This is a genomic window from Flavobacteriaceae bacterium HL-DH10 (assembly GCA_031826515.1).
In the GTDB taxonomy this organism is placed as follows: domain Bacteria; phylum Bacteroidota; class Bacteroidia; order Flavobacteriales; family Flavobacteriaceae; genus Thalassobellus; species Thalassobellus suaedae.
In genome coordinates, this window is record CP134536.1 from 22,293 (window position 1) to 46,249 (window position 23,957).

Annotated in this window: 15 protein-coding genes; 14 read left to right on the forward strand and 1 reads right to left on the reverse strand. The window is 32.8% G+C overall.

Translation table 11 applies throughout. The features are described from left to right. From RHP49_00075 to RHP49_00100, 6 genes are all read left to right on the forward strand, one after another. On the forward strand, window positions 1-591 hold the full coding sequence (locus RHP49_00075; GenBank protein ID WNH12671.1) for an LUD domain-containing protein: 591 nt from the start codon (window positions 1-3) through the stop codon (window positions 589-591). Between the two features lie 197 nt (window positions 592-788). Beyond that, window positions 789-2,894 (forward strand): bifunctional aldolase/short-chain dehydrogenase, encoded by a 2,106-nt coding sequence (locus RHP49_00080; GenBank protein WNH12672.1) that lies wholly within the window; start codon window positions 789-791, stop codon window positions 2,892-2,894. Between the two features lie 157 nt (window positions 2,895-3,051). Next, window positions 3,052-4,332, forward strand: coding sequence for a sugar isomerase (locus RHP49_00085; GenBank protein ID WNH12673.1), 1,281 nt, complete (start codon window positions 3,052-3,054; stop codon window positions 4,330-4,332). A gap of 9 nt (window positions 4,333-4,341) precedes the next feature. Beyond that, entirely contained in the window at window positions 4,342-5,712 is a 1,371-nt protein-coding gene (locus RHP49_00090; protein ID WNH12674.1) for an FGGY family carbohydrate kinase, read from the forward strand. Between the two features lie 82 nt (window positions 5,713-5,794). Then, entirely contained in the window at window positions 5,795-7,084 is a 1,290-nt protein-coding gene (locus tag RHP49_00095; GenBank protein WNH12675.1) for a class II aldolase/adducin family protein, read from the forward strand. A 34-nt stretch (window positions 7,085-7,118) separates the two neighbouring features. Next, complete coding sequence (locus RHP49_00100; protein ID WNH12676.1) at window positions 7,119-8,531, forward strand: hypothetical protein; 1,413 nt, start codon at window positions 7,119-7,121, stop codon at window positions 8,529-8,531. Between the two features lie 87 nt (window positions 8,532-8,618). On the opposite strand, the gene RHP49_00105 is transcribed toward RHP49_00100, so the two are convergent. Beyond that, on the reverse strand, window positions 8,619-9,653 hold the full coding sequence (locus RHP49_00105) for a LacI family DNA-binding transcriptional regulator (GenBank protein ID WNH12677.1): 1,035 nt from the start codon (window positions 9,651-9,653) through the stop codon (window positions 8,619-8,621). Between the two features lie 521 nt (window positions 9,654-10,174). Here RHP49_00105 and RHP49_00110 point away from each other — a divergent pair. From RHP49_00110 to RHP49_00145, 8 genes are all read left to right on the forward strand, one after another. Next, complete coding sequence (locus RHP49_00110) at window positions 10,175-13,471, forward strand: TonB-dependent receptor (protein ID WNH12678.1); 3,297 nt, start codon at window positions 10,175-10,177, stop codon at window positions 13,469-13,471. A gap of 13 nt (window positions 13,472-13,484) precedes the next feature. Continuing rightward, entirely contained in the window at window positions 13,485-15,587 is a 2,103-nt protein-coding gene (locus RHP49_00115; protein ID WNH12679.1) for a RagB/SusD family nutrient uptake outer membrane protein, read from the forward strand. A 145-nt stretch (window positions 15,588-15,732) separates the two neighbouring features. After that, a complete protein-coding gene (locus RHP49_00120; protein WNH12680.1) occupies window positions 15,733-16,962 on the forward strand; it encodes a glycoside hydrolase family 88 protein in 1,230 nt (409 codons plus the stop codon). Between the two features lie 5 nt (window positions 16,963-16,967). Next, window positions 16,968-18,398, forward strand: coding sequence for an SLC13 family permease (locus RHP49_00125; GenBank protein ID WNH12681.1), 1,431 nt, complete (start codon window positions 16,968-16,970; stop codon window positions 18,396-18,398). A gap of 7 nt (window positions 18,399-18,405) precedes the next feature. Continuing rightward, the gene (garD, locus tag RHP49_00130) at window positions 18,406-19,932 is read left to right on the forward strand and encodes a galactarate dehydratase (protein ID WNH12682.1); all 1,527 of its coding nucleotides are present in this window, start codon (window positions 18,406-18,408) and stop codon (window positions 19,930-19,932) included. 25 nt (window positions 19,933-19,957) lie between these two features. Then, window positions 19,958-20,881: a 5-dehydro-4-deoxyglucarate dehydratase gene (locus RHP49_00135; GenBank protein ID WNH12683.1), complete on the forward strand. Its 924-nt coding sequence runs from the start codon at window positions 19,958-19,960 to the stop codon at window positions 20,879-20,881. Between the two features lie 7 nt (window positions 20,882-20,888). Further along, window positions 20,889-22,424 carry an aldehyde dehydrogenase (NADP(+)) gene (locus tag RHP49_00140; protein ID WNH12684.1) on the forward strand — a complete coding sequence of 512 codons (1,536 nt, stop codon included), beginning with the start codon at window positions 20,889-20,891 and terminating at the stop codon, window positions 22,422-22,424. 22 nt (window positions 22,425-22,446) lie between these two features. Further along, window positions 22,447-23,805 (forward strand): glycoside hydrolase family 28 protein, encoded by a 1,359-nt coding sequence (locus tag RHP49_00145; protein WNH12685.1) that lies wholly within the window; start codon window positions 22,447-22,449, stop codon window positions 23,803-23,805. The last annotated feature ends 152 nt before the right edge of the window (window positions 23,806-23,957 follow it).

The following is a 23,957-nucleotide window of genomic DNA, read 5'->3' on the forward strand; positions in this document are numbered from 1 at the left end:
ATGGGAAGCAGAGACAATATATTAGCAAGAATAAAAGCAAATAAACCAGACGCTATTGGTTTACCCCAAATAGATGACACGCTTTTTGATGATGAGTACGATTTAATCAAAGAATTTACTAAAAAAGTAGAGGTTGTAGGTGGTAATGTTTTGGAGGCGCAATCAAATCAAGATATTCTTAAGCAAATAACTACTTTAATTCCAAATACAGTGGTTAATTTTTCTACTTTATCTGATTCACTTGACTTTAATACTATAAATTTAGAAGCCATAAAAAACCCGCAAGAATTAGAAGATCTAGATATTTTAATTCTAGAAAGTGATTTAGGAGTTGCAGAAAATGGCGCTGTTTGGGTTACCGATAAAAATCTTCCTATTAGAGTATTACCTTTTATCACTAAGCATTTAGTTTTTGTGATTTCTAAAGAAAATATTGTCCCATATATGCATCAAGCCTATAATAAACTTTCCGAATCTTCATCAGGTTTTGGTGTGTTTATTTCTGGCCCTTCAAAAACTGCAGATATAGAACAATCACTGGTAATTGGAGCACATGGTGCTTTAAGCTTAACGATCTTTTTAAAAAATTAATCTCGCAATCTTTATCTTACTTCAATTAATAAAATTTAAGAGCATAAACCACTTAAAAACCTTACATTATTTGATTTCATAATAAAAAATAACGTCTCAAATAAAAAAAACGTTTTTTTTATAAAATTACAGTACAGTACAGGATAGAAGTTTTTTAATCTTAATATAATTTAGCAGCAAATATTTTAATAATCCTCATGAATACAAATACAAAAAAATTTAATTACGTAGATTACTTATGGAATGAAGAAAAAGCTGCGTCTTTAAAAGACGATCAAGTTGCTTTATTTTTATACCGCTCAAACATACTAGGTGCCGATTTAAGAATCACCAATTATGGAGGTGGAAACACGAGCTGTAAAACCATAGAAAAAGATCCTTTAACAAACGAAGAAGTTGAAGTTATGTGGGTAAAAGGTTCTGGTGGAGATATTGGTACTTTAACACGTGCTGGAATTGCTGGTTTATACACGGGTAGATTACGCGATTTAAAAAATGTTTATGGTGGTTTAGAAGATGAAGATCGTATGGTTGGACTTTTTAATCACTGTATTTATGATTTAGATAGTAAAGCGCCTTCTATTGATACGCCACTTCACGGATTATTACCATTTGCACATATAGATCATTTACATCCTGATGCACTTATAGCTGTAGCTGCTGCAGAAGATAGCGAAAAAGTAACCAAAGAAATTTGGGGAGACACCATGGGTTGGGTGCCTTGGCAACGTCCTGGTTTTGATTTAGGACTTCAGTTAGAAAAATGTTTAGCTGATAATCCTGGAATTAGAGGTATTGTTTTAGGTAGTCATGGATTATTTACTTGGGGAGATACCTCTTATGAATGCTACATGAATAGTTTAGAAGTTATTGAAACAGCTTCTGAATATATCGAGAATAAAATCAAAGAAAAAGGTTCTGTTTTTGGTGGTCAAAAAATACAAAGTCTTGCTAAAGAAGAACGTTTAGAAAAAGCAGCACAATTAATGCCTTTATTAAGAGGCTTATGCTCTTCAGAAAAAAGTATGATAGGTCATTTTTCTGATAGTGATGTTGTTTTAGAATATATTAATAGTAATGATTTAGAGCGTTTAGCTCCTATGGGAACGTCTTGTCCAGATCATTTCTTACGTACAAAAATTCAACCATTAGTATTAACACTTGGTACTAATGAAGACATATCGAATACAGATGCTATTCTTAAAAAATTAGAACCAGCTTTTGAACAATATAGACAAGAGTATGCAGATTATTATAATACTTGTAAAAAAGATAATAGTCCGGCAATGCGCGACCCTAACCCAGTAATCATTATTTACCCTGGAGTTGGAATGTTCAGTTTTGCAAAAAACAAACAAACTACACGTGTTGCAAGTGAATTCTATATTAACGCCATAAACGTTATGCGCGGTGCAGAAGCCATTACTTCTTATACATCATTGCCAAGACAAGAAGCTTTTGATATTGAATACTGGTTATTAGAGGAAGCTAAACTTTCTAGAATGCCAAAAGAGCAACCATTATCTCGCAAAGTAGCTTTTGTTACTGGAGCTGGTGGTGGTATTGGTAAAGCAATTGCAGATAAATTAGCTGCTGAAGGCGCTAATGTCGTTTTAACAGATATTAACGAAGATAGTTTAATAGAAGCGCACGCTACGTATAAAAGAGATGTATCAACATATGCGATTTGCGATGTTACTAGTACAGAATCTATTGCTTCTGCATATAAAAAAGCATGTATTGAGTTTGGTGGCGTAGATATCGTTGTTCACAGTGCTGGATTAGCAATTTCTAAAGCTTTAGAGGATACTACGGATAAAGATTGGAATATTTTACAAAGCATTTTAGTGAAAGGTCAATTTGATTTAGCAAAACAATCAGCTGCAATCATGCGTAAACAAGGTCTTGGTGGTAATTATATTGCTATTGCAAGTAAAAACGGATTGGTTGCAGGTCCTAATAACGTTGCTTATGGAACAGCGAAAGCTGCTCAACAACACATGGTACGTTTATTAGCAGCCGAATTAGCAAAAGATAAAATTAGAGTAAATACAGTAAATCCAGATGGTGTTATTGTAGGAAGTAAAATTTGGGAAGGTGCTTGGGCTGAAGGTAGAGCTAAAGCCAATGGAATTACCGTTGAGGAATTACCAGCATTTTATGCCAAAAGAAATTTATTAAATGAAATCATCACACCTGATGATATCGCAAATGGCGTATTTACTTTAGTAGGAATATTAGATAAATCTACAGGAAACATAATTAATGTTGATGGTGGAATGGCTAATGCATTTGTACGCTAATAAAATTTGAGTTAGTTTTTAGTTTGTCAAAAACTTCCATAGCATATCAACATATATATTATGGAAGTTTTTTTTTAATATTCAATACACATAATAAAAACATCCTCGATGATGCCAATGTAATATGTGCTAATTGAAAAGTAATACATTTAAATACATGAAAATAGAACAACACCATATTCAAGATAGCAATAATAAAAATCTTAAAACACACCAAGATAATTTTGATTTCCTATCAAATAACCTGACAAAAAAAGGGGTTAATGTAAATACGTTAATTAAAAAATTACAAGACTTTCAAGTCGCTATACCAAGTTGGGCATTAGGTGCTGGTGGTACGCGTTTTGGGCGTTTTTCTTTTTATGGAGAACCTTCTAACTTAGAACAAAAAATTCAAGATATTGGTATCATTCACTCGTTAACACAAACGGCTGGTGCTGTTTCACTTCATATTCCTTGGGATATTCCAGAAGATTATAATGCTATAAAAGAATTAGCTGGTTCATTAGACATTAAATTTGATGCGGTAAATTCTAACACATTTCAAGATCAAGCTAATGCTAAAGAAAGTTATAAATATGGTTCTTTAAGCAATACTAGTGAAGCTGTTAGACAACAAGCCATTCAACATAATTTAGATGTTATTAATATTGGTAACAAATTAGGGTCTAAAAGCTTAACGGTTTGGTTGGCAGATGGATCTTGTTTTCCAGGTCAAAACAACTTTCAAACAGCACTTCAAAATACTGAAAATAGTTTAAAAGATATTTACAAAGGCCTTCCTAATGACTGGAGCATGCTTATTGAATACAAACCTTACGAACCAAACTTTTACAGTACCGTTATTCAAGATTGGGGAACTTCGTTTATGTTAGCTAATGCATGTGGAGACAAAGCTTACTCGCTAGTAGATTTAGGTCACCATTTGCCTAACAGTAATATTGAACAAATAGTTTCAATTTTAATGTCTAAAGGAAAATTAGGTGGTTTCCACTTTAATGATAGTAAATATGGTGATGATGATTTAACTGTTGGAAGTATCAAACCTTATGCCCTATTCTTAATTTTTAACGAATTGGTTTATGGTATGAAAAACAATCCACAAAATCCAGATTTAGCGTGGATGATTGATGCCAGCCATAATGTAAAAGATCCATTAGAAGATTTAATCCAATCTCTTGAAGCGATTCAAGAAGCTTATGCTAAAGCACTTTTAATAGATCAAGATGAATTAAAGTCTGCACAACTAAATAATGACGTTGTTAAATGTCAAGAAATTTTACAAGATGCCTATAGAACAGATGTAAGACCGCTTTTAGAGAAAGCTAGAATAGAAAACGGTGGTGCATTAAGTCCAATTAACGCATATCGTTCTTTAGATGTTAGAAATGGATTAATTAAAGAAAGAGGTAAAAACACTGTAGCAACAGGCTTATAATATTGTTTTATGGTAAATGTAACAGCGGTTTTTGACATTGGTAAAACCAACAAAAAATTCTTTCTTTTTGATAAAGATTACAAAGAAGTACACAAAGAATATACGTCTTTTGAAGAAATTGAAGATGAAGATGGTTATCCAACTGAAAACTTGCCCGCACTACAAGAATGGTTAAAAAGTGTGTTTGAAAACATACTTAAAGCTTCAGAATTTAATGTACAAGCCATTAATTTTTCAACGTATGGTGCTAGTTTTGTTCATCTTGATGAAAATGGTGAAGTATTAACACCGCTTTACAATTACACAAAACCAATAGATCAAAGTGTTATTGATTCGTTTATTGAAAAATACGGGCCCAAAGAAGATTTTTTAAGCACAACAGGTTGTTTCGACTTAAGTCTTTTAAACTCTGGTTTACAACTATACTGGATAAAACATACAAAACCTGAAGTTTTTAAAAAGATAAAATATTCATTACACTTACCACAATATTTAAGTTACATTTTTACTGGTATTCCTTTAAGTGAATATACAAGTATTGGCTGCCATACAGCACTTTGGGATTATACTAAAAAAGATTATCACCAATGGGTTTATAAAGAAGGTTTAAATAATATACTACCAACAATAGTATCAACTGAAACTAGTATTAATATGAACTACAATGGAAAACGCATCAAAATTGGTGTTGGTATTCACGATAGTTCTGCAGCTCTTTTGCCTTACGTACGCAGTGTAAAGAAAAAATTTGTTTTAGTTTCTACAGGTACTTGGAGCATTACTTTAAATCCATTCACAGACCACCCTATTATTGCTGATACAGATACAAAAGATTCAATCAATTATATGCGTATTAACGGTAAACCCGTTAAAGCAACACGATTATTTTTAGGTAATGAATACAAAGTTCAAGTTAATAAATTACACAAACGTTTTGGTGTTTCTGAAGATTATCATCGACATGTAAAATTTGATTATAATACCTACCTTGAAATAGTTAAAGATTTTAAACATATGTTTAAATGGGAGAGCATTACAGATGTCGACATGCCTTCTGAAACTAAAATAACCTATAATAAATTTGAAGATGCTTACCACCAACTTATGATGGAACTTGTACTTTTACAAATAAAAAGTATCAAAGATGTTATAGGTAATGACGAAATAAAAAGATTATATGTAGATGGTGGATTTAGTGATAACGATCTTTTTGTTAAGCTACTATCTCACCATTTTAGAAATATGAAATTAAGAACTACAGATTCTTCCTTAGGGTCTGCTTTAGGTGCTGCAATTTCAATTTCAGATAAAAAATTAAACTCAAAATTTCTAAAAAAGAATTATTCATTAAAGAAACACGTCCCATTCATAATAAGTTAATTAACCTTTCATAACTATTAATATAGTATTTTAATCTTAATAACTGTTTTTTGGAACTTGTTTCCTGTTAAATAAAACAAAAATGTCAAAAAATATTAAATTAGAACATCCAAGAGATCAAATTACTAAAATTATTAGTAGAATTTATAAAAGAGGAATGACCACAACTTCTGGTGGTAATATTTCTATAATAGATGATGAAGGTAATATATGGGTAACACCATCTGCCATTGATAAAGGTTCGTTAAGAGCTTCAGATATTATCTGTGTAAAAAAAGATGGAACCATTATAGGAAAACACAAACCATCATCAGAATTCCCTTTTCATAAGGCCATTTATGAAGTAAGACCAGATATAAAATCGGTTATTCATGCACACCCACCAGCATTAGTCTCATTTAGTATTGTGCGTCAAATACCAAATACTAATATTATTTCTCAAGCTAAGCATATTTGTGGCCCCATAGGTTATGCTGAATATGAACTACCAGGAAGTGAGGAATTAGGTGATGTTATTGCAGAAGAGTTTAAAAAAGGTTACAAAGCCATTATCATGGAAAATCACGGAACCGTTTTAGGCGGAAGTGATTTAACCGATGCGTTTGAACGCTTTGAAACTTTAGAATTCTGTGCTAGTACAATATTATATGGCTCGCAAATAGGTACTCCAAATTATCTGACTGATAATCAAATTGATGAATTTGAAGCCCAGACCAAATCCATGTTACCTGAAATGGAGCATACTTTACATCCTTCAGACGAAGTTGAAAAACGTTTAGACATATGTAAAATTGTACAACGCTCTTGTCAGCAGGGACTAATGATAAGTTCTTACGGTACGGTATCTATGAGATGGAAAGATAATGACTTCCTAATAACACCAACAGATGCCAGTAGATGGGAAATGGAAATGGAAGATATTGTACAAATAAAAGATGGCAAAAGAGAAAAAGGTAAAAAGCCAAGTAGAGCGACTTGGATTCATCAAGAAATTTACAAAAGAAACCCAAATGTAAACTCTATAATAATGACACAATCGCCTTATTTAATGGCTTTTGGTGTTACTAAATCATACTTAAATGTGCGCACCATACCAGAGAGTTGGATATTTTTACAGGATATTCCATCTATAGAATATGGTAGCCATTTTAAAACAAATACAGATAGTAAAATTATTGAAAACTGTACAACGGCCTTAATAATTGAAAATGATTCTGTTATGATTACTGGAGACAAGCTATTGCAAACTTTTGATTATTTGGAAGTTGCAGAATTTAGCGCAAAGTCAATTGTGCTTGGTACATCTTTAGGCAACATGGTACCTATAAATGATAATCAGGTTGAAGAATTAAGAAAAAAGTTTTTAGCTTAGCTAAAAATCAACAACTAAACTAAATAATACAAATATGACGCAATACCACAAAGAAGAAGAAATAATTGAAGAGATCGCAGGAGGCGAATTTGAAAGAACCCCTGTGCCTCAATCAAAATTAAAAAGTTGGAAAAGTTTCCTTGGTATGTATGCTGGTGAACATGCTGCTGGAACAGAATTCATGATAGGTCCTTTATTTTTAACGGCAGGCGTTAGTGCCTTCGATTTAATAATCGGACTTTTACTAGGTAACTTATTAGCTGTTATATCTTGGCGGTTTTTAACAGCAGAAATTGCTGTTAAAAATAGATTAACCTTGTACTTCCAACTAGAAAAAATTTGTGGAAAAAATCTTGTCACTGGATATAATTTAGCAAACGGAATTCTTTTTTGCTTCTTAGCAGGTTCAATGATAACGATTTCAGCTACTGCTGTAGGAATACCTTTTGATATGCCTATGCCAAAGTTGTCTGATACGATGCCTAATGGTGTTACTTGGATAGTTATTGTTATATTAATTGGTGCAATTATATCTATTATCGCTGCAAAAGGTTATGATACGGTATCTAAAGCAGCCAACTGGATGTCTCCTATAATAGTTCTTGCATTTTTAGCTTGTGGAATAGTAGCTTTAAACCAATTAGGAGTTTCAAGTTTTTCAGAATTTTGGGATATTTGGGGTGAAGGAAAAGAACCTTTTCCTGGTCAAATAAAATATACCTTTTGGCATGTGTTAATCTGGTCTTGGTTTGCAAATGCAGCTATGCATATTGGCATGTCTGATTTATCAGTTTTTAGGTTTGCTAAAAAAGCAAGTTCAGGTTGGACAACTGCAGGCGGTATGTATGTTGGTCATTATATGGCTTGGATAGCAGCTTGCTTATTATATGCCGTTTATTTAAAATCTCCAGAGGCACAAGCTTTTTTATCTAATGGAGAAGCACCACCTGTTGCTCCTGGTCCATTAGCTTATAATGCTATTGGAGTTTTTGGTATTATTGCTGTAGTTTTAGCTGGATGGACAACGGCTAACCCAACTATTTACAGAGCAGGATTAGCATTTCAAGCCATAATGCCTAAATTATCGACGGCTAAGGTTACTATTTTAGCAGGTACGATTGCTACAATTGCTGGTTTATTTCCTGCTTTTGCCATGAAATTATTAGACTTTGTTGCTTTATATGGTTTTATTTTAGCTCCTGTTGGTGCTGTAATTGTATTTGAGCATTTCTTTCACAAAAAATTTGGTGTCATTAAAAATTATGCAGAACATGCCAACATAAAATTTAACAAATCGGTTCTATTTGCTTGGGCTATCAGCTTTGGTATATTTTATTTTATATCGATACAGTTTGACATATTTTTATCTTTTGTAACGCTACCTACATGGTTATTATGTGGTATTTTATTTCTTGTATTTAGTAAATATGCACAAAAAAATAATTAGATGTATACCTCTTTAAATCTGTGTGTTTAAATAAAAAAGCAGGATTATCAATTGATAATCCTGCTTTTTTATTATTAATAATTTTTATTAAACTAATTGTGTTAATCTTTGAGAAGATTTTCTAACAATTAATTGTGGAGTCAATACAATATGTTTTTCTGACTTAACTTTTTTACTATTATTAACTTCTTCAAGAAAAACTTGAGCAGCTATTCTTCCCATTTCTATAGGAGATTGATCTACAGATGTAATTGAAAGTTCCATAAATTTTGTAAACGGTTCGTTACTAAAACCAACAACACTTATATCTTCTGGGATTTTAAGACCATGTGCTTTTATTTCCTCAATAGCACCAAGGGCTGTAAAATCACTTGAAGAAAATATAGCATCAGGTCGTCTGTCCATATCTAAAAATATTTTTGTAGTTTTTCTACCTTCTGCTACTTTACTCATGGTTTCTATAACTAAACTTTCATCAAACTCTAGTCCATTATCTATAATAGCTTGCTTATAACCTAAGTACCTGTTTTTAAAAATTTGTAATGAACGGTCGTTAGATAAATGAGCGATGCGCTTATATCCTTGATCTATTAAATGCTTGGTAGCCTCATAAGCGCCTTTAAAATCGTCAATAGTTACAGAACTTACACCGCTAATAGATTTCTTTCTGTCAAAAAATATTAGTGGTACATGTTTTTTTATTAATTTATTGAAACTATCATTGTTTTCAATTTCAGAATTAGATATTGACATTAAAACACCGTCTACCTGAGCATTCAATAATGAATTAATATTTTCAATCTCTAAATTTTGTTGATCATGGGTTTGACAAATAATGACATGGTACCCTTTAGGATAAAGTTCCTCTTCAATACCTCTTATTACTGAAGCAAAAAAATTGCTATCAATTCTGGGTACAATAACTCCAACATTATAACTTTTACCACTCTTTAGAGCTAAAGCTAATTTATTTTGCTCATAATTCATTTCTTTAGCAGTTTGAAGTACAAGTTTACGCGTAGCAACACTTATTTTAGCATTATTATTTAAAGCTCTAGAAACGGTAGCAGCAGTAATGTTTAGCCTTTTAGCTATATCATAAATAGTTGTCTTTTTTGTCATGTGAATTAGTTGGCTAGAATTTTCAAAAATACATCAATAAAAATTAATACCTAAAAATTAGCTCTTTTAAGCCTCAAATATTATTGAAGCTAATGTTTGTTTTTATTTGTAAACTTTTTATTTTTCTATTTCTATAGAAATTTAAAGCAATATATACTTATACAATTTTGCATATAAATTAAAAGTAAATAAATAATTTCAACTATCAATTAGTCTATATCAATTATACATATTTAAATTTAAACAGTTAAAAATATTAACTTAATACTATATACAAGCTTTAATTGTTTTTATCGTAAATATATTTGCAAGATATATATAATTTTATATTTTTGTGCAATCGATTACAGTTATAAATCGTATTTACTCAAAAATTATATCTTCTGTAATTAATTAAATTAGGTAAGTAGCAGATTAAATTCAATCGATTGGATTTTTTATTAACTAAACTCAAAATTCGCGTATGCTAAAAACAACCATTAAATTGACAAACAAAAACTAAAAAAACTAAACAAAAAAGAATGAAAACAAACAAAAACTTCAAGTATTATCTCTTTTTATTAGGACTAATACTATGCATGCCTATGTATGGGCAAAACGAAAATACTGTAAAAGGTACAGTTTCAGATGAATCTGGAATACCTTTGCCAGGTGTATCGGTAATTATTAAAAATACGACAACAGGTACAGCTACTGATTTTGATGGTAACTACACCCTTAAAACTAGTTCTAGCGACATTTTAGTATTTAGTTACCTAGGATATACAACAAAGGAAATTTCTGTTGACGGTAAATCTACCCTAGATGTAAAAATGGCAGAAGAGGCTGGACAATTAGATGAAGTCGTTGTGATTGGATATGGCTCTACAACTAGACGAGATGTTACTGGTGCTATTGCCTCTGTAACTGGAGAAAAACTTGCAGCAGTTCCTGTTGCAGATGCAGCACAAGCATTACAAGGTAAACTACCTGGTGTTCGTGTAACAACTCAGGATGGACGTCCTGGAGCAGATATATCTATCCGTGTTCGTGGTGGTGGCTCAATTTCTCAAAGTAACCAACCTTTATTTATTGTTGATGGATTTCCTGTAGGCTCTATAAGTAACATACCAGGTAATCAAATTAAAAGTATTGACGTTTTAAAAGATGCGTCATCTACTGCAATATATGGTGCTCGTGGAGCTAATGGTGTAATTATTGTTACTACAAAAAGTGGTGTAGCAGGGAAAACCAAAGTTACTTATGATGGTTACACACAATTTAGTACAATTCCAGAATACCTTCCTGTTATGGATGGTTATGATTACATAGCTTACAACTGGGGGTATGCAGATGCCATTGGTGCATCATATAGAGATGCTTGGGAAAAATTATGGTTAATAGGTCCACAAGCTGGAGCTGGGAACTCAGCAGGTATTGACTATTACAAAACTGTACCTAGCCGTAACTATACAAAAGATTTATATAATAGTGCATTTACGCACAGTCATAATTTTAATATAAGTGGTGGTTCTGAAGACACTAGATACCTTTTAGCAGTTAACCATTTAGATCAAGAAGGAAATAAAGAACGTTCATTTTATGAAAGAACAAACGTTTCTTTTAGATTAGATCAAAACTTAGGTGATAAATTAAAATTTTCTTTAAATACCAGATATGCTCAAACCAGTGAAGGTAACAATAGTGGTAACTCACAAGCATATTGGTTTAGACCAATTCCTATTGAAAACGTTTTAGGAGATTATGATTTAACAAGTAATACCCAATTAGGAGATTATGATAGATTGATTCTAGATCAATTTAGTCCTGTTGCTCTACTAAACGATCAAGATAGTGTTAATAAAAACAGATCTGTTGTAGCTAATACATCTTTAGCTTGGGATGTTATTCCAGGTCTTACTGCTAAAACAGATTTTAGTTTAAGTTCTAATTGGGGCTCTCAAAAGTCATGGTCAGGTGCTATTGCAAGTGGTTATCTTGATACTGATAGAAACCCCACTTTTGGAGGTCAAGCAAGGGTTAGACAGGCTCAAGGATGGAATTACCGTTGGGTAAATACATTAAATTATGATGTTCAAGGTTTAGGAGAAGACCATAAATTAGGTGCCTTATTAGGTTATGAAGTTGCTGATTCTGGTTCAGAAAGAGTAGATGTGTCTGGTCAAAGATTTCCATTATCTTATGATGCTCAACGTGCTTGGGATAACATGGGAGATTATTTAAAAGAAGATGGTAGCACTTATTTTAGTTTAGCTACCAGTGGAGGAACTCCTAATCGTATTCAATCAATATTCTCACGTTTACAATATGGTTACAAAGGTAAATACTTATTTACTGGAACTTTTCGTGCAGATGGGTCTTCTAGATTTGCACCTGATAATCGTTGGGGGTATTTCCCTGCAGGAGCTATTGCATGGCGTGTGTCTGAAGAAGATTTCTTAAAAAATTCAAATTGGTTAGACGATTTAAAAATACGTTTCTCTTATGGTGCTGTAGGTAGTGATGGTATTAGTGCTGAATTATGGAAACAAAGTTGGAGACCAACTACTGTAAGATGGTCTTTAGGCGATGTGCAACAACCTGGTTATGTTCCTGGTGGTTTACTTGCTAACCCAGATCTAAAATGGGAAACAACTATTACCAGAAACCTTGGTATTGACTTCCAATTATTAGGAGGCAAATTAAGTGGTACTTTAGAACTTTATAAAAATACTGTAGAAGATCTTTTATTAGTTACTCCTGTATCTCCGCTATCTGGATTTACAAATACACAAGCTAATATTGGATCAACAAGTAATAAAGGTGTTGAATTCTCATTGAGTGCAGATATTATCAGATCTGAAGATTTTAATTTAATAGGAAGTTTTAACATCAACATAAACAGAGGAAATGTTGAGGCTTTATCTGATGACATTAATGGAACTTATAGCTCTGGTTTTGGAGGCGTTTATTTCTACCCTAGAGAAGATTATATTCTAACCGTAGGAAAACCTGTAGGCTTACTTCGTGGGTTTATACATGAAGGCATGTACACTACTGATGATTTTGATTACGATTCTAATAACCAAATTTATACTACAAAAGCTGGAGTTCCATCATATACAAGTGGTGTAATAGGAACTATTTACGGTACTACCGCAAATAAACCAAGCTCACAAACCGAATACCCTGGTGTTCAAAAAGTTAGAGACCTTAATGGAGATGGCCTTATCGATGAAAATGATATCACTGTTATTGGTGATACTAACCCAGATCATACAGGTGGTTTCAGCTTAGGAGGAAACTATAAAAACTTTGATTTCAATTTTGATTTTACTTGGAGTGTTGGAAACGATATTTATAATGCGAGTCGTGTAAACGCTTATTTAGGAATTAAAGAAGCCGGGTTATTCAGAAACAGATACGCAGAACTTAATGGGGCTTATAAAATTCACGATGTTGTGAATGGACAACTTACAAGAATAGTTGATCCAGCTGCTTTAGATGCACTAAATGCCAATGCTACTTCTTTCTTACCTTATCCAGAAAGTGCTTTAGCTTCAACTTTTGGTGTTGAAGATGGGTCTTATCTAAGATTAAATACAGTTACTTTAGGATATACATTACCACAAAATGTTGTAGATAGATTTGGGATTAATAAATTCCGTCTATATGGCTCAGTTTTTAATGCCTTTACTATAACTGGTTATAATGGATTTGATCCTGAAATAAATGTAGATGAAACTGCAGGAAATAGTAGTTATCCAACACCAGGTTTGGATTTAAATGCTTATCCTCGTCCGCGTACATTTACGTTTGGTCTGAATATTGAATTTTAAAAAAAAATAACTCATGAAAAAATTATTGTTTTTAATGCTTACCGTATTTATGCTAATAAATACATCGTGTAAGGAAGATTTCTTGGATGTGGCAAACCCATCCAGTGTTGATGAAGATTTCGTATTTGGAGACGCAAGTGAAGCTAGAAAAGTATTAGCGGGTCTTTATGATATTTGGCATGATCTTGATAAAAGATTGTTTTATGATATATCTTCTGTAGGATCAGATTCTGAAAATCATCCAGAGTTCTATGCCTCTCAAGGTAGACATATTCCTGAAGGTCTTTTTGCATCGGAATATGATATTAATGATGGAAACCATAGAGATACTTGGAATGAAGCATATCTTATTATTAATAGATCCAACATCATTATGGAATCTATCGCTGAAAAAGAAGAGTACCAAAGTGCTGTAGCTTCAGGAAAAGCAAATGATTACACACATATTTATGGTGAAGCTATGTGCCACCGTGCTACTAATTACAAAATGTTAATTAGATATTTTGGTGATGTTCCTTATTTTGATTATCCAATTAGAAATACAGCGCAAACTGATACTTTAGGTTACACAATGCGTGATAATATTTATGACAGAGAGATTGCGGCTCTTAAAACTGCAGTACCTTTGATGTATAGATTGGGAGAAAATAATGTAACTGCTGAAACTTTTTCTGGCACATATGGTGATCAATTAATTGCTAGATTAGCTTTTGATGCTGCAGGTTTTCAATTACGTCGTTCAGATTTTGATTATAGTCCTGTTACTTTCGAACAAAAAGGAATTGAAGGCTGGGGAGCTAAATATGTAAGACGTACAGATTATAAAGAATACTATAAAACTGCTAAAGATTACTATTTAAAAGTTGTAAACAACCCTGGTTCAGCACGTTTAATTGAATCAGATGAAAGAGGAACTGGATTTAACAACCCATTCCAAAGAAATTTCCAATATATTTTAGACTTAGAAGTTAGTCCTGAATCTATTTTTGAATGTGGATACACACGTACACAAAATTCAGATTGGCCATATTCATTTGGTCGTCCATCTGGTGGTGGTGGTTCAAATGCCTTTCCTTGTAAAAACTACGGACAAGGTCGTATCAATTCTAGTTTCTACTTCGGAGATTTTGATTCTTCAGATATGCGTAGAGATGTTACTGCTTGTATAACTGCTAATTCTGGTGCAGCTACAGAAAAATTAATTAATTTTTCTCCAGGTAGCCGTGAAAAAGGTGGTTTAGCAAATAACAAATTTGACGAATCTCGTATGGCTAACCCGTATACAGTAAAACAACGCCAATCTGGTGTTAACTGGCAGCAAGTACGTATGGCTAACGTTATGTTAAACCTTGCCTATGCAGCTGCAGAAACTGGTGATGAAGCTACTGCTAAAACTTATTTCAAAAAAGTAAGAAGTCGTGCTTTCTCTGCAGCAAATCAAGCTACAAAAGTAAATGCTTATGTAGATGGCATGTCTGGTAATGCTTTATTAAGAGGTATTGAACAAGAATTGAAATTAGAATTAGCTGGTGAAGGTATTACTCGTTTTGATATGGTTCTTTTTGGAACAATGCCTGAAAGAATTCAAAACATGCGTGATACCATGAAAGCTATGATAGATGGCATGGAAGCTAATGGTTATTATAGTTTTCCAAATGGTGTAGATATCTCAAGTTATGTTTATACAAAAGAGGTTAATATTAAAGATGTTGATGGTAGTTTGAATTATTTAACTACACAAACACCTGAAGGACTTTCTGAATCAGATCCACTTTATCCAGTATTAGTTCCAGGTTGGAGAGGTACTAGTGATTTATGGTCTGACATCGCAGATACGAAACAAGGTCATATTGCAATTCGTGGTATGTACAAATATATTGACCCAGCAAGTGCTGAAGGTTTAGCTCTTTTAGCAGATGGTTATTCATTAACTGATTGGGGTATAAATCTTGTTAATAATAGACAGCAGTATACTGATGATTTATTCAAAGGATATCCTGATGGTTCATTTGCAGCAGGTGTTCCTCCTCGTTACATTATGCCATTGTCTGGAGATGCTTTACGTACTTCAAAAGGTTTACTTACACAAGGATATGGTCACCCTTCAGCTGAATAAAATACTGAATTGATTTCATAGAAATAATTTTAAATAGCCCGCATCTTAATAGTAGTGGGCTATTTTTTTATAATTAAAATAGACGCCTAACAATAGAAACCTATTATTAAACTACTTTTTTAATTTAATCACTGAAAAACAAAAAATGATAAAAACAAAAGGCACATACTTCACATTATTAACTATTTGTTGTTTAATACTATTTACTAGTTGCAAACAACAAAAAAAAGAACCACAAAATTCAGATCCATTTGCTGAATTAAAGGTATCTGATACTTTAAAATGGTCAGAACGCATGGCCCTTTCAATTATAAAACGTAATCCTCAAGCTTGGAATATAGATCATATTCCTGAACCAAAATGGGAATATAAAGTAGGATTAGTTTTAAAGGCTTACGAAAGACTTTATAATAAAACTGAAAATGAAAAGTATTATAACTATATTAAGGATTTTGTTGATATGATGATTGATAGTACTGGTACTATCAAAGGCTATAAACTTGAAAGTTATAATATAGACTTGGTAAATTCTGGAAAGCTACTTTTTAATCTTTATGATAAAACTAAAGACGAAAAATATTTAAAAGCTTTAAAACTTTTAAGAAGTCAGCTAGATGGACATCCAAGAACTAAGTCTAATGGGTTTTGGCACAAAAAAATATATCCAAACCAAATGTGGTTAGATGGTCTATATATGGGAGAACCCTTTTATGCTCGGTATACTGTTGAATTTGAAAATGGTGAAAACTTAGACGATATAGCACACCAATTTAAACTATTACATGATAAAACTTTAGATAAAAAAACTGGTTTATATTTTCATGCCTGGGATGAAAGCAAACAAATGCCTTGGGCAAATAAAGAAACAGGATGTGCACCTAATATATGGCTAAGAGCTTTAGGATGGTATGCTATGGCTTTGGTTGATGTATTAGATTACATGCCAAAAGAGCATCCAAAACACCAGGAATTAGTAAGTTATTTAAATGAATTGGCTGAAGCAATTAGTAATTTTCAAGATGAATCTGGCCTATGGTATCAAGTTCCAAATATGCAAGATAGAGAAGGGAATTATTTAGAAGCTTCTGGATCTTCTATGTTTGTGTATGCCTTAGCAAAAGGAGTTAACAAAGGATACCTACCAACTAAATTTGAAACGATTGCCAATAAAGGCTTTGATGGTTTAATTAATAAATTAGTAACGGTAGATACAGATGGAGAAATTCATTTAAATCAAATCTGCAAAAGTGCTGGCTTAGGAGGTAATCCTTATCGTGATGGTTCGTATGAATATTATTTGAGTGAACCTATTTTAACAGATAATTCTCATGGATTAGGTCCTTTTATAATGGCAGCTTTAGAATTAAACAGATAGAACAAATGGATCCAATATTAATAATATTAATAGGAACAGCTGTAGTTCTGTTTTGTATTATAGTATTACGAGTACATGCTGTTGTTTCTCTTCTATTCGCTGCTTTAATTACAGCATTATTAACATCATCAGAACTTATTTATAATTTTGCATTAAATAGCGGTATGTCAGAGCAAGAAGCGTTAAGTTTTTCTAAAATATCACTTGGAAAAAGGCTAGGTGTTGCTTTTGGTAATACAAGTGGGAAAATAGGAATTTTAATTGCCTTAGCTTCAGTAATTGGTACGTCATTAATGCGCAGTGGTGGTGCTGAACGAATAGTTAGAAGTCTATTAAAATTATTTGGAAAAAAGAACAGCTCATTGGCTTTACTATTTAGTAGTTTTACGTTAGCCATACCTGTTTTTTTTGATACGGTTTTTTATCTGATGATACCTATAATAAAATCAATGGGAATTAAAAATCCTAAAAAGTTTAGCCTTTATTTGATGGTAGTTATAGCTGGTGGTGTTATGGCACATTCATTAATTCCTCCTACCCCTGGTCCCCTATTTGTAGCAGAAACTATGAATATTGATCTTGGAACTATGATGATAGGTGGTATGGTAATTGGGCTAGTTACCGTTATATGTGGCTATGGTTATGCGCTTTGGGCAAATTTAAAATGGGAATTACCTATGCGCAGTACGCCCGATATAAGTATAGAGGAACTCGAGCAAATTTCAGAAAAGGAAACAAAAGATTTACCTAGATTATGGCTATCTTTATTACCAGTTGTGCTCCCTATAATATTAATAACAGGAAATACGTTTTCAAAAATGTTTTCTGAAGGAAGTAGCAATTTAAGTTCATTTCAAGAAAACTTGGTTTCTGTTTTTTCTGTAATAGGTGATCCTAATATAGCTTTATTTATTTCAGCACTAATAGCTATGTATTTAATGTGGTCTCGATTAAATGATTTAGATACCTTTAAAACATATATGTATGAAGCCCTAACAAGTGCTGGTATGATTATTTTAATTACTTCTGCTGGTGGTGTTTTTGGACAAATGCTTCAGCAAACAGGTATTGGTTTAAGAATACAAGAGTTATCGTCAAATTATCAAATGGCAATTTTACCAATGGCATTTTTTATTACAGCTGCAGTTAGAACAGCACAAGGTTCTGCAACCATTGCCATGGTAACAACTATTGGTATTATGAGTGGTGTTGCTAGCGCAGGTTTGGCGTTTCATCCAGTTTATTTAGCTTTAGTAATTGGATGTGGCTCTAAAATATTTGCTTGGATGAATGATAGTGCTTTTTGGATAATAACTAAAATGAGTGGTATGGAGGAAAAGGAAACCATACGTCATTTTTCAATATTATTAATGGTTATGGCTTTTGGTGGCTTATTTTCCATTATGATTTTTTCGAAAATATTCCCTTTCACTTAGAATAATAATGAATAAAAACATTTTAATAAAAACAACTGAACAGGATAATGTTGGAATTGTTGCTAATGAACTTGGTATGCAAAAAGGAACATTAGTTAATTTTGGTTTTACACTTTTAGAGTTTATCCCAAATGGACACAAAGTGGCATTACATGATATAAATAAAGGTCAAGAAATAATAAGATATGGACAAGTTATAGCATATGCTGATAAAGATTTAAAACAAGGCACATGGGTTAATGAAACAAATATATTGTTGCCTAATCCTCCTGAGTTAGAATATATTTCGATGCCTGAAATTAATAATATTGAAGTAGAGCCATTAGAAGGTTATACATTTCAAGGCTATAGAAATAGTGATGGTAGTGTTGGCACAAAAAATGTTTTAGGAATATCTACAAGTGTACAATGCGTTGCTGGAACGACAGAGTATGTTGTTAAAAAAATCAAACAAGACTTACTTCCTTTATATAAAAATGTTGATGATGTTGTTGCACTAAATCATAGTTACGGATGTGGTGTTGCCATTGATGCACCCGCTGCTATTATTCCTATTAGAACGATTCAAAATATTGCCACTAATCCAAATTTTGGTGGGGAAATTATGGTCATTGGTTTAGGTTGTGAAAAATTACGACCAGAACGCTTAGTCAATGAAGATAAAAATTCTGGAGACAGTATTACCTATATGCAAGATGAATCATTTCATGGGTTTAATGCTATGGTAGATGGTATTATAAAAATAGCTAAAATTCATTTAGAAAAATTAAATAAGCGACAAAGAGAAACCTGTCCTGCTTCCAATTTAGTTGTGGGTATGCAATGTGGTGGAAGTGATGCTTTTTCAGGTTTAACAGCTAATCCTGCAGCTGGGTTTGCTGCCGACTTAATTGTTAGAGCCGGTGGTAGCGTTATGTTTTCTGAAGTTACAGAAGTAAGAGATGCTATACATTTATTGGTTCCTAGAACAGAAAATGCTACAGTCGCTAAGGCATTATTACAAGAAATGAAATGGTATGATGACTATTTACTTCAAGGAAATGCAGACCGAAGCGCTAATACCACACCTGGGAATAAAAAAGGTGGATTAAGTACTATTGTTGAAAAATCTTTAGGTTCAGTTGCCAAATCAGGTACTAGTACTATTGTGGATGTTTTAAAACCTGGGGAAAAGATTAGAAAAAAAGGCTTGACATTTGCAGCAACTCCAGCTAGTGATTTTGCTTGTGGCACTTTGCAATTAGCAGCAGGAATGAACGTGCATTTATTCATGACTGGTAGAGGTACGCCTTACGGATTAGCTATGGTTCCAGTAATTAAAGTGGGATCAAATTCTAAATTAAGTAATCGATGGTTTGATTTAATTGATTTTGATGCTGGTAAAATTGCATCAGGAGAAAAAACAATTAAGGAAATGGGTTGGGATTTATTTCACATGATATTAGATGTAGCAAGTGGTAAGAAACAAGTAGCATGTGATAAATTAGGTTTACACAACGATTTAGTACTGTTTAACCCAGGACCTTTAACATAATAAAAAAACATTAAAATTATTGAAAATGAAATTAAGTTTAGAAAGTATAAAAAGCGCTTTAGGAGATGGGTTGTTATCATTTCCTGTAACTGATTTAGATGATAAAGGGAAATTTAATAGTATTACGTTTGCCGATAGGTTAGAATGGTTTATGAGCCATCAAGTATCATCAATATTTGTCGCTGGTGGTACAGGTGAGTTTTTCTCACTATCTCAGGATGAATATAGAAGTATAGTAAAAGTAACTTCAGAAACTGTAAAAGGTAAAGTTCCTACAATATCTAGTGTTGGTCGCAGTATTCCTGAAGCTATTCAATTTGCTTCGATTGCAGAAAACGCTGGAATTGATGCGTTACTTTTAATGCCTCCATATCTTACAGAATGTGCTAAAGAAGGTGTTTTTGAATATGCTAAAACCATCATGCAAAGCACAAATTTACCAGTCATTTATTATAATCGTGCCAATGGTATTCTACCAGCTGAATATATCCAAAAGTTAGCCGATGCCTGTCCAAACTTTATAGCTCTTAAGGATGGAACAGGAAACATGGAAGCTTTAAATACTACTATTAAAACCCTTGGCAATCGTTTAATTTATATTGGTGGTGTACCAACGGCCGAAATCATTTCTGAGGCTTACCTATCAATAGGCGTGAATACATATTCCTCAGCGGTATTCAATTTTGTTCCAGATATGGCTAATCATTTTTACAAATCTTTGAGAGCAGGTGATAAAGAAACCGTTAATTTAATTATCAAAGAGTTTTTTATTCCATTTGTTAAGCTAAGAAGTAATTCGCAAGGTTATGCTGTAAGTTTAATTAAGGCGGGTGCTAAATTAATTGGTAAGAGTGCGGGAGATGTTCGTGCACCGTTACCTATACCTAATGCTGATGAGGTTGAAACCCTTAAAAAATTAATTAATAAAGCGGCAACCTTGATAAAATAGAATTATTATGAATACAGATAATGTTTTTTACGGAATAAATGCCTTAACTAATGAAAAACTAGAAGGTGAGTTTATAAATGCAACAAACGACCAAGTGGATGCTGCTGTTAAAAAAGCAGTCATAGCTTTTGCTAGTTATAGGAAGAAAGATAAAGATAGTATTGCCAATTTTCTAGATCAAATTGCAGAGGAAATATTAAACCTTGGTGATGCACTTATTGAAAGATGTCACCTTGAAACAGCATTACCAGTAGGCAGACTTCAAGGCGAAAGAGGTAGAACCATGAATCAATTAAAATTATTTGCAACGGTTGTTAGAGAAGGTTCTTGGGTAGAAGCCAGAATTGATACTGCTATTCCAGATAGAAAACCTATTCCTAAATCTGACATAAGACAAATGCTTAGGCCATTAGGTCCTGTAGCTATATTTGGAGCAAGTAATTTTCCTCTAGCATTTTCAGTAGCTGGCGGAGATACTGCTTCAGCACTAGCAGCAGGCTGCCCTGTTGTTATAAAAGGCCATCCAGCACACCCTGGAACAAGTCAAATGGTAGCCAATGCTATTTTAAAAGCAGTTAAAATTTGTGGAATGCCAGAAGGTACTTTTTCAATACTTCATAGTAATTCGAATCAAGTTGGGGAAGCACTAGTTAAACATCCTGAAGTTAAAGCAGTAGGATTTACGGGTTCTTTTAAAGGAGGCAAAGCTTTATTTGATTATGCTAATAGCAGACCAGAACCAATACCTGTTTTTGCTGAAATGGGAAGTACAAACCCTGTATTTATTTTACCCCATGCATTAAAAGAACGAGGAGAAACAATTGCTACTGGTATGGCAGGATCAATAGTTTTAGGTGTTGGACAATTTTGTACTAATCCGGGATTATCATTTATTCAAAAATCTGATACAATTGATAAATTTTATACTAAGTTGTCTGATGGTATAAGTAATACTCCATCTGGAACCATGCTAACATCAAATATATTAAAGACATTTAATAAGGGGCTTCAAAGCACACTGGCTATTAATCATGTAGAAGAATTGGCATCAGGATTACCTTCAGAGTCAACAAATAGTGCTATTCCTAAAATATTTAAAACCTCAATAGAAAATTTCATAAAAAACGAATCTTTATCTGAAGAAAACTTTGGACCATCAAGTGTGTTGGTAGAAGCAAATTCCAAAAATGATATTTTGGAAGCAGCTAGAAATCTTGGAGGGCATTTAACAGCTACCATTCATGGAACAGATCAAGATTTTGAAGACTATAAAGAACTTTTTGATATTTTAGAATTAAAGGTAGGTCGCATAGTAATTAATGGATTTCCAACTGGTGTAGAGGTTTGTCATTCCATGGTGCATGGCGGTCCATATCCAGCAACTACAGCACCTCAATCTACTTCTGTAGGGACAAATGCCATAAAGCGCTTTGTGCGTCCCGTTTGTTTTCAAGATTATCCAGATGCCTTCTTGCCTGATGCGATTAAGGCTGAAAATAAATTAAACATTTGGCGTTTAGTTAATGGGAATTGGGAAAAGTAGAATAAATTTTAATTTAATGTATATGAATGTACAAAGGTTTTTAGTATTGTTTATAATCTTAATTGGGCAATGTACGCAAGCTCAATTTCTATTAAATAAGGATTCAATAATAACAAGTATCGAAGAAAGAATTAAGCTTCCTATTATCCCAGATTACGTAGTTAATGTGTCGCAGTTTGGAGCTAAAGGAAATGGAATTAAAAATTGTAAGCCTGCATTTGACAGAGCGATGAAGGCTTGCGAAAAAGTTAATGGTGGTACTATAATAGTTCCAAAAGGAGTTTATAGATTAGAAGGGCCTATTCATTTTGTTAGTAATACTAGGTTGCATTTACAAGCTGGTGCAAAACTCGTTTTTGGTTCCAACCCGAAAGATTATCCGTTAGTCTTAACTAGTTGGGAAGGAACTAACTTATATAACTACAGTCCAATGATCTATGGCGTAAATGTATCTAATGTAGCAATTACTGGAGAAGGAATTATCGATGGAGAAGGTAATGGATTATGGGCCACCTGGAAACCTATTCAAAGTAAAGGCCAACAATTAAGTAGGGAGATGAACCATAATAAAGTAGCTATAAAAGATCGTGTCTTTGGAGAAGGACATTATTTAAGACCTCAACTCATACAATTTGTAAATTCCAAAAATATCCTTATTCAAGATGTTAAAATTGAAGATGCCCCCTTTTGGTGTGTGCATATTCTGAATAGTAGCGGAGTTGTATTAAAAGGATTAAAGTATGATGCGCATAATAAAAATAATGATGGTATCGATATTGAAAACTCGAATGATATTTTAATTGAAGATATCGACTTCAATAATGGTGATGACAATGTGGCTATAAAGGCTGGAAGAGACCACGATGGAAGAGCAAATATGAATCATCCATCCAAAAATATTATCATAAGAAATTGTAGATTTAAAGGGTTACATGCATTGGTTATAGGAAGTGAAATGTCTGGAGGTGTAAAAAATGTCTTTGCTTATGATTGTATAGCTAGTGGCTATTTAAAACGAGGGATTTATTTTAAAACTAATTCTAACAGAGGTGGATATATAAAAAACATATTAGTTGATAATATAAGATTTGGAGATGTAGAAGATGCTATTTATATGACATCTAATTATCATGGGGAAGGTAATGGGTTGTTCCCTTCTAAAATTTCAAATATCACATTATCAAATATTAGTTTTGATAATGTTTCAAATACGGCTATTGTTATTGAAGGATATCCTAAATTTAAGGTTAAAAATGTGACCTTAGATCATATTACATTTAAGTCTGCAAAGAATGGTATGACCTTAAGTAATACGGAAAATATAAAATTTAATGAGATAGTTATAGGTGAGAAACAAGGTGTACCAAGTTCCGTAAAATAAATCATACTACACACCATAAATACTACCATTAAATTTCATTTTTCATAAGGAATTTCCAGTTATGATGGACTTGATACATAATGAGAGTGATTAAGAGTGTTCAATTTACTTTGAAATTTTAACACTACCGATTACTTCTATAACAAGTCCAT

Bases quoted from the DNA above. Each gene is read 5' to 3' on its own strand.
- RHP49_00075 (WNH12671.1), top strand. From the start codon at position 1: ATGGGAAGCAGAGACAATATATTAGCAAGAATAAAAGCAAATAAACCA.
- RHP49_00080 (WNH12672.1), top strand. From the start codon at position 789: ATGAATACAAATACAAAAAAATTTAATTACGTAGATTACTTATGGAAT.
- RHP49_00085 (WNH12673.1), top strand. From the start codon at position 3,052: ATGAAAATAGAACAACACCATATTCAAGATAGCAATAATAAAAATCTT.
- RHP49_00090 (WNH12674.1), top strand. From the start codon at position 4,342: ATGGTAAATGTAACAGCGGTTTTTGACATTGGTAAAACCAACAAAAAA.
- RHP49_00095 (WNH12675.1), top strand. From the start codon at position 5,795: ATGTCAAAAAATATTAAATTAGAACATCCAAGAGATCAAATTACTAAA.
- RHP49_00100 (WNH12676.1), top strand. From the start codon at position 7,119: ATGACGCAATACCACAAAGAAGAAGAAATAATTGAAGAGATCGCAGGA.
- RHP49_00105 (WNH12677.1), bottom strand. From the start codon at position 9,653: ATGACAAAAAAGACAACTATTTATGATATAGCTAAAAGGCTAAACATT.
- RHP49_00110 (WNH12678.1), top strand. From the start codon at position 10,175: ATGAAAACAAACAAAAACTTCAAGTATTATCTCTTTTTATTAGGACTA.
- RHP49_00115 (WNH12679.1), top strand. From the start codon at position 13,485: ATGAAAAAATTATTGTTTTTAATGCTTACCGTATTTATGCTAATAAAT.
- RHP49_00120 (WNH12680.1), top strand. From the start codon at position 15,733: ATGATAAAAACAAAAGGCACATACTTCACATTATTAACTATTTGTTGT.
- RHP49_00125 (WNH12681.1), top strand. From the start codon at position 16,968: ATGGATCCAATATTAATAATATTAATAGGAACAGCTGTAGTTCTGTTT.
- garD (WNH12682.1), top strand. From the start codon at position 18,406: ATGAATAAAAACATTTTAATAAAAACAACTGAACAGGATAATGTTGGA.
- RHP49_00135 (WNH12683.1), top strand. From the start codon at position 19,958: ATGAAATTAAGTTTAGAAAGTATAAAAAGCGCTTTAGGAGATGGGTTG.
- RHP49_00140 (WNH12684.1), top strand. From the start codon at position 20,889: ATGAATACAGATAATGTTTTTTACGGAATAAATGCCTTAACTAATGAA.
- RHP49_00145 (WNH12685.1), top strand. From the start codon at position 22,447: ATGAATGTACAAAGGTTTTTAGTATTGTTTATAATCTTAATTGGGCAA.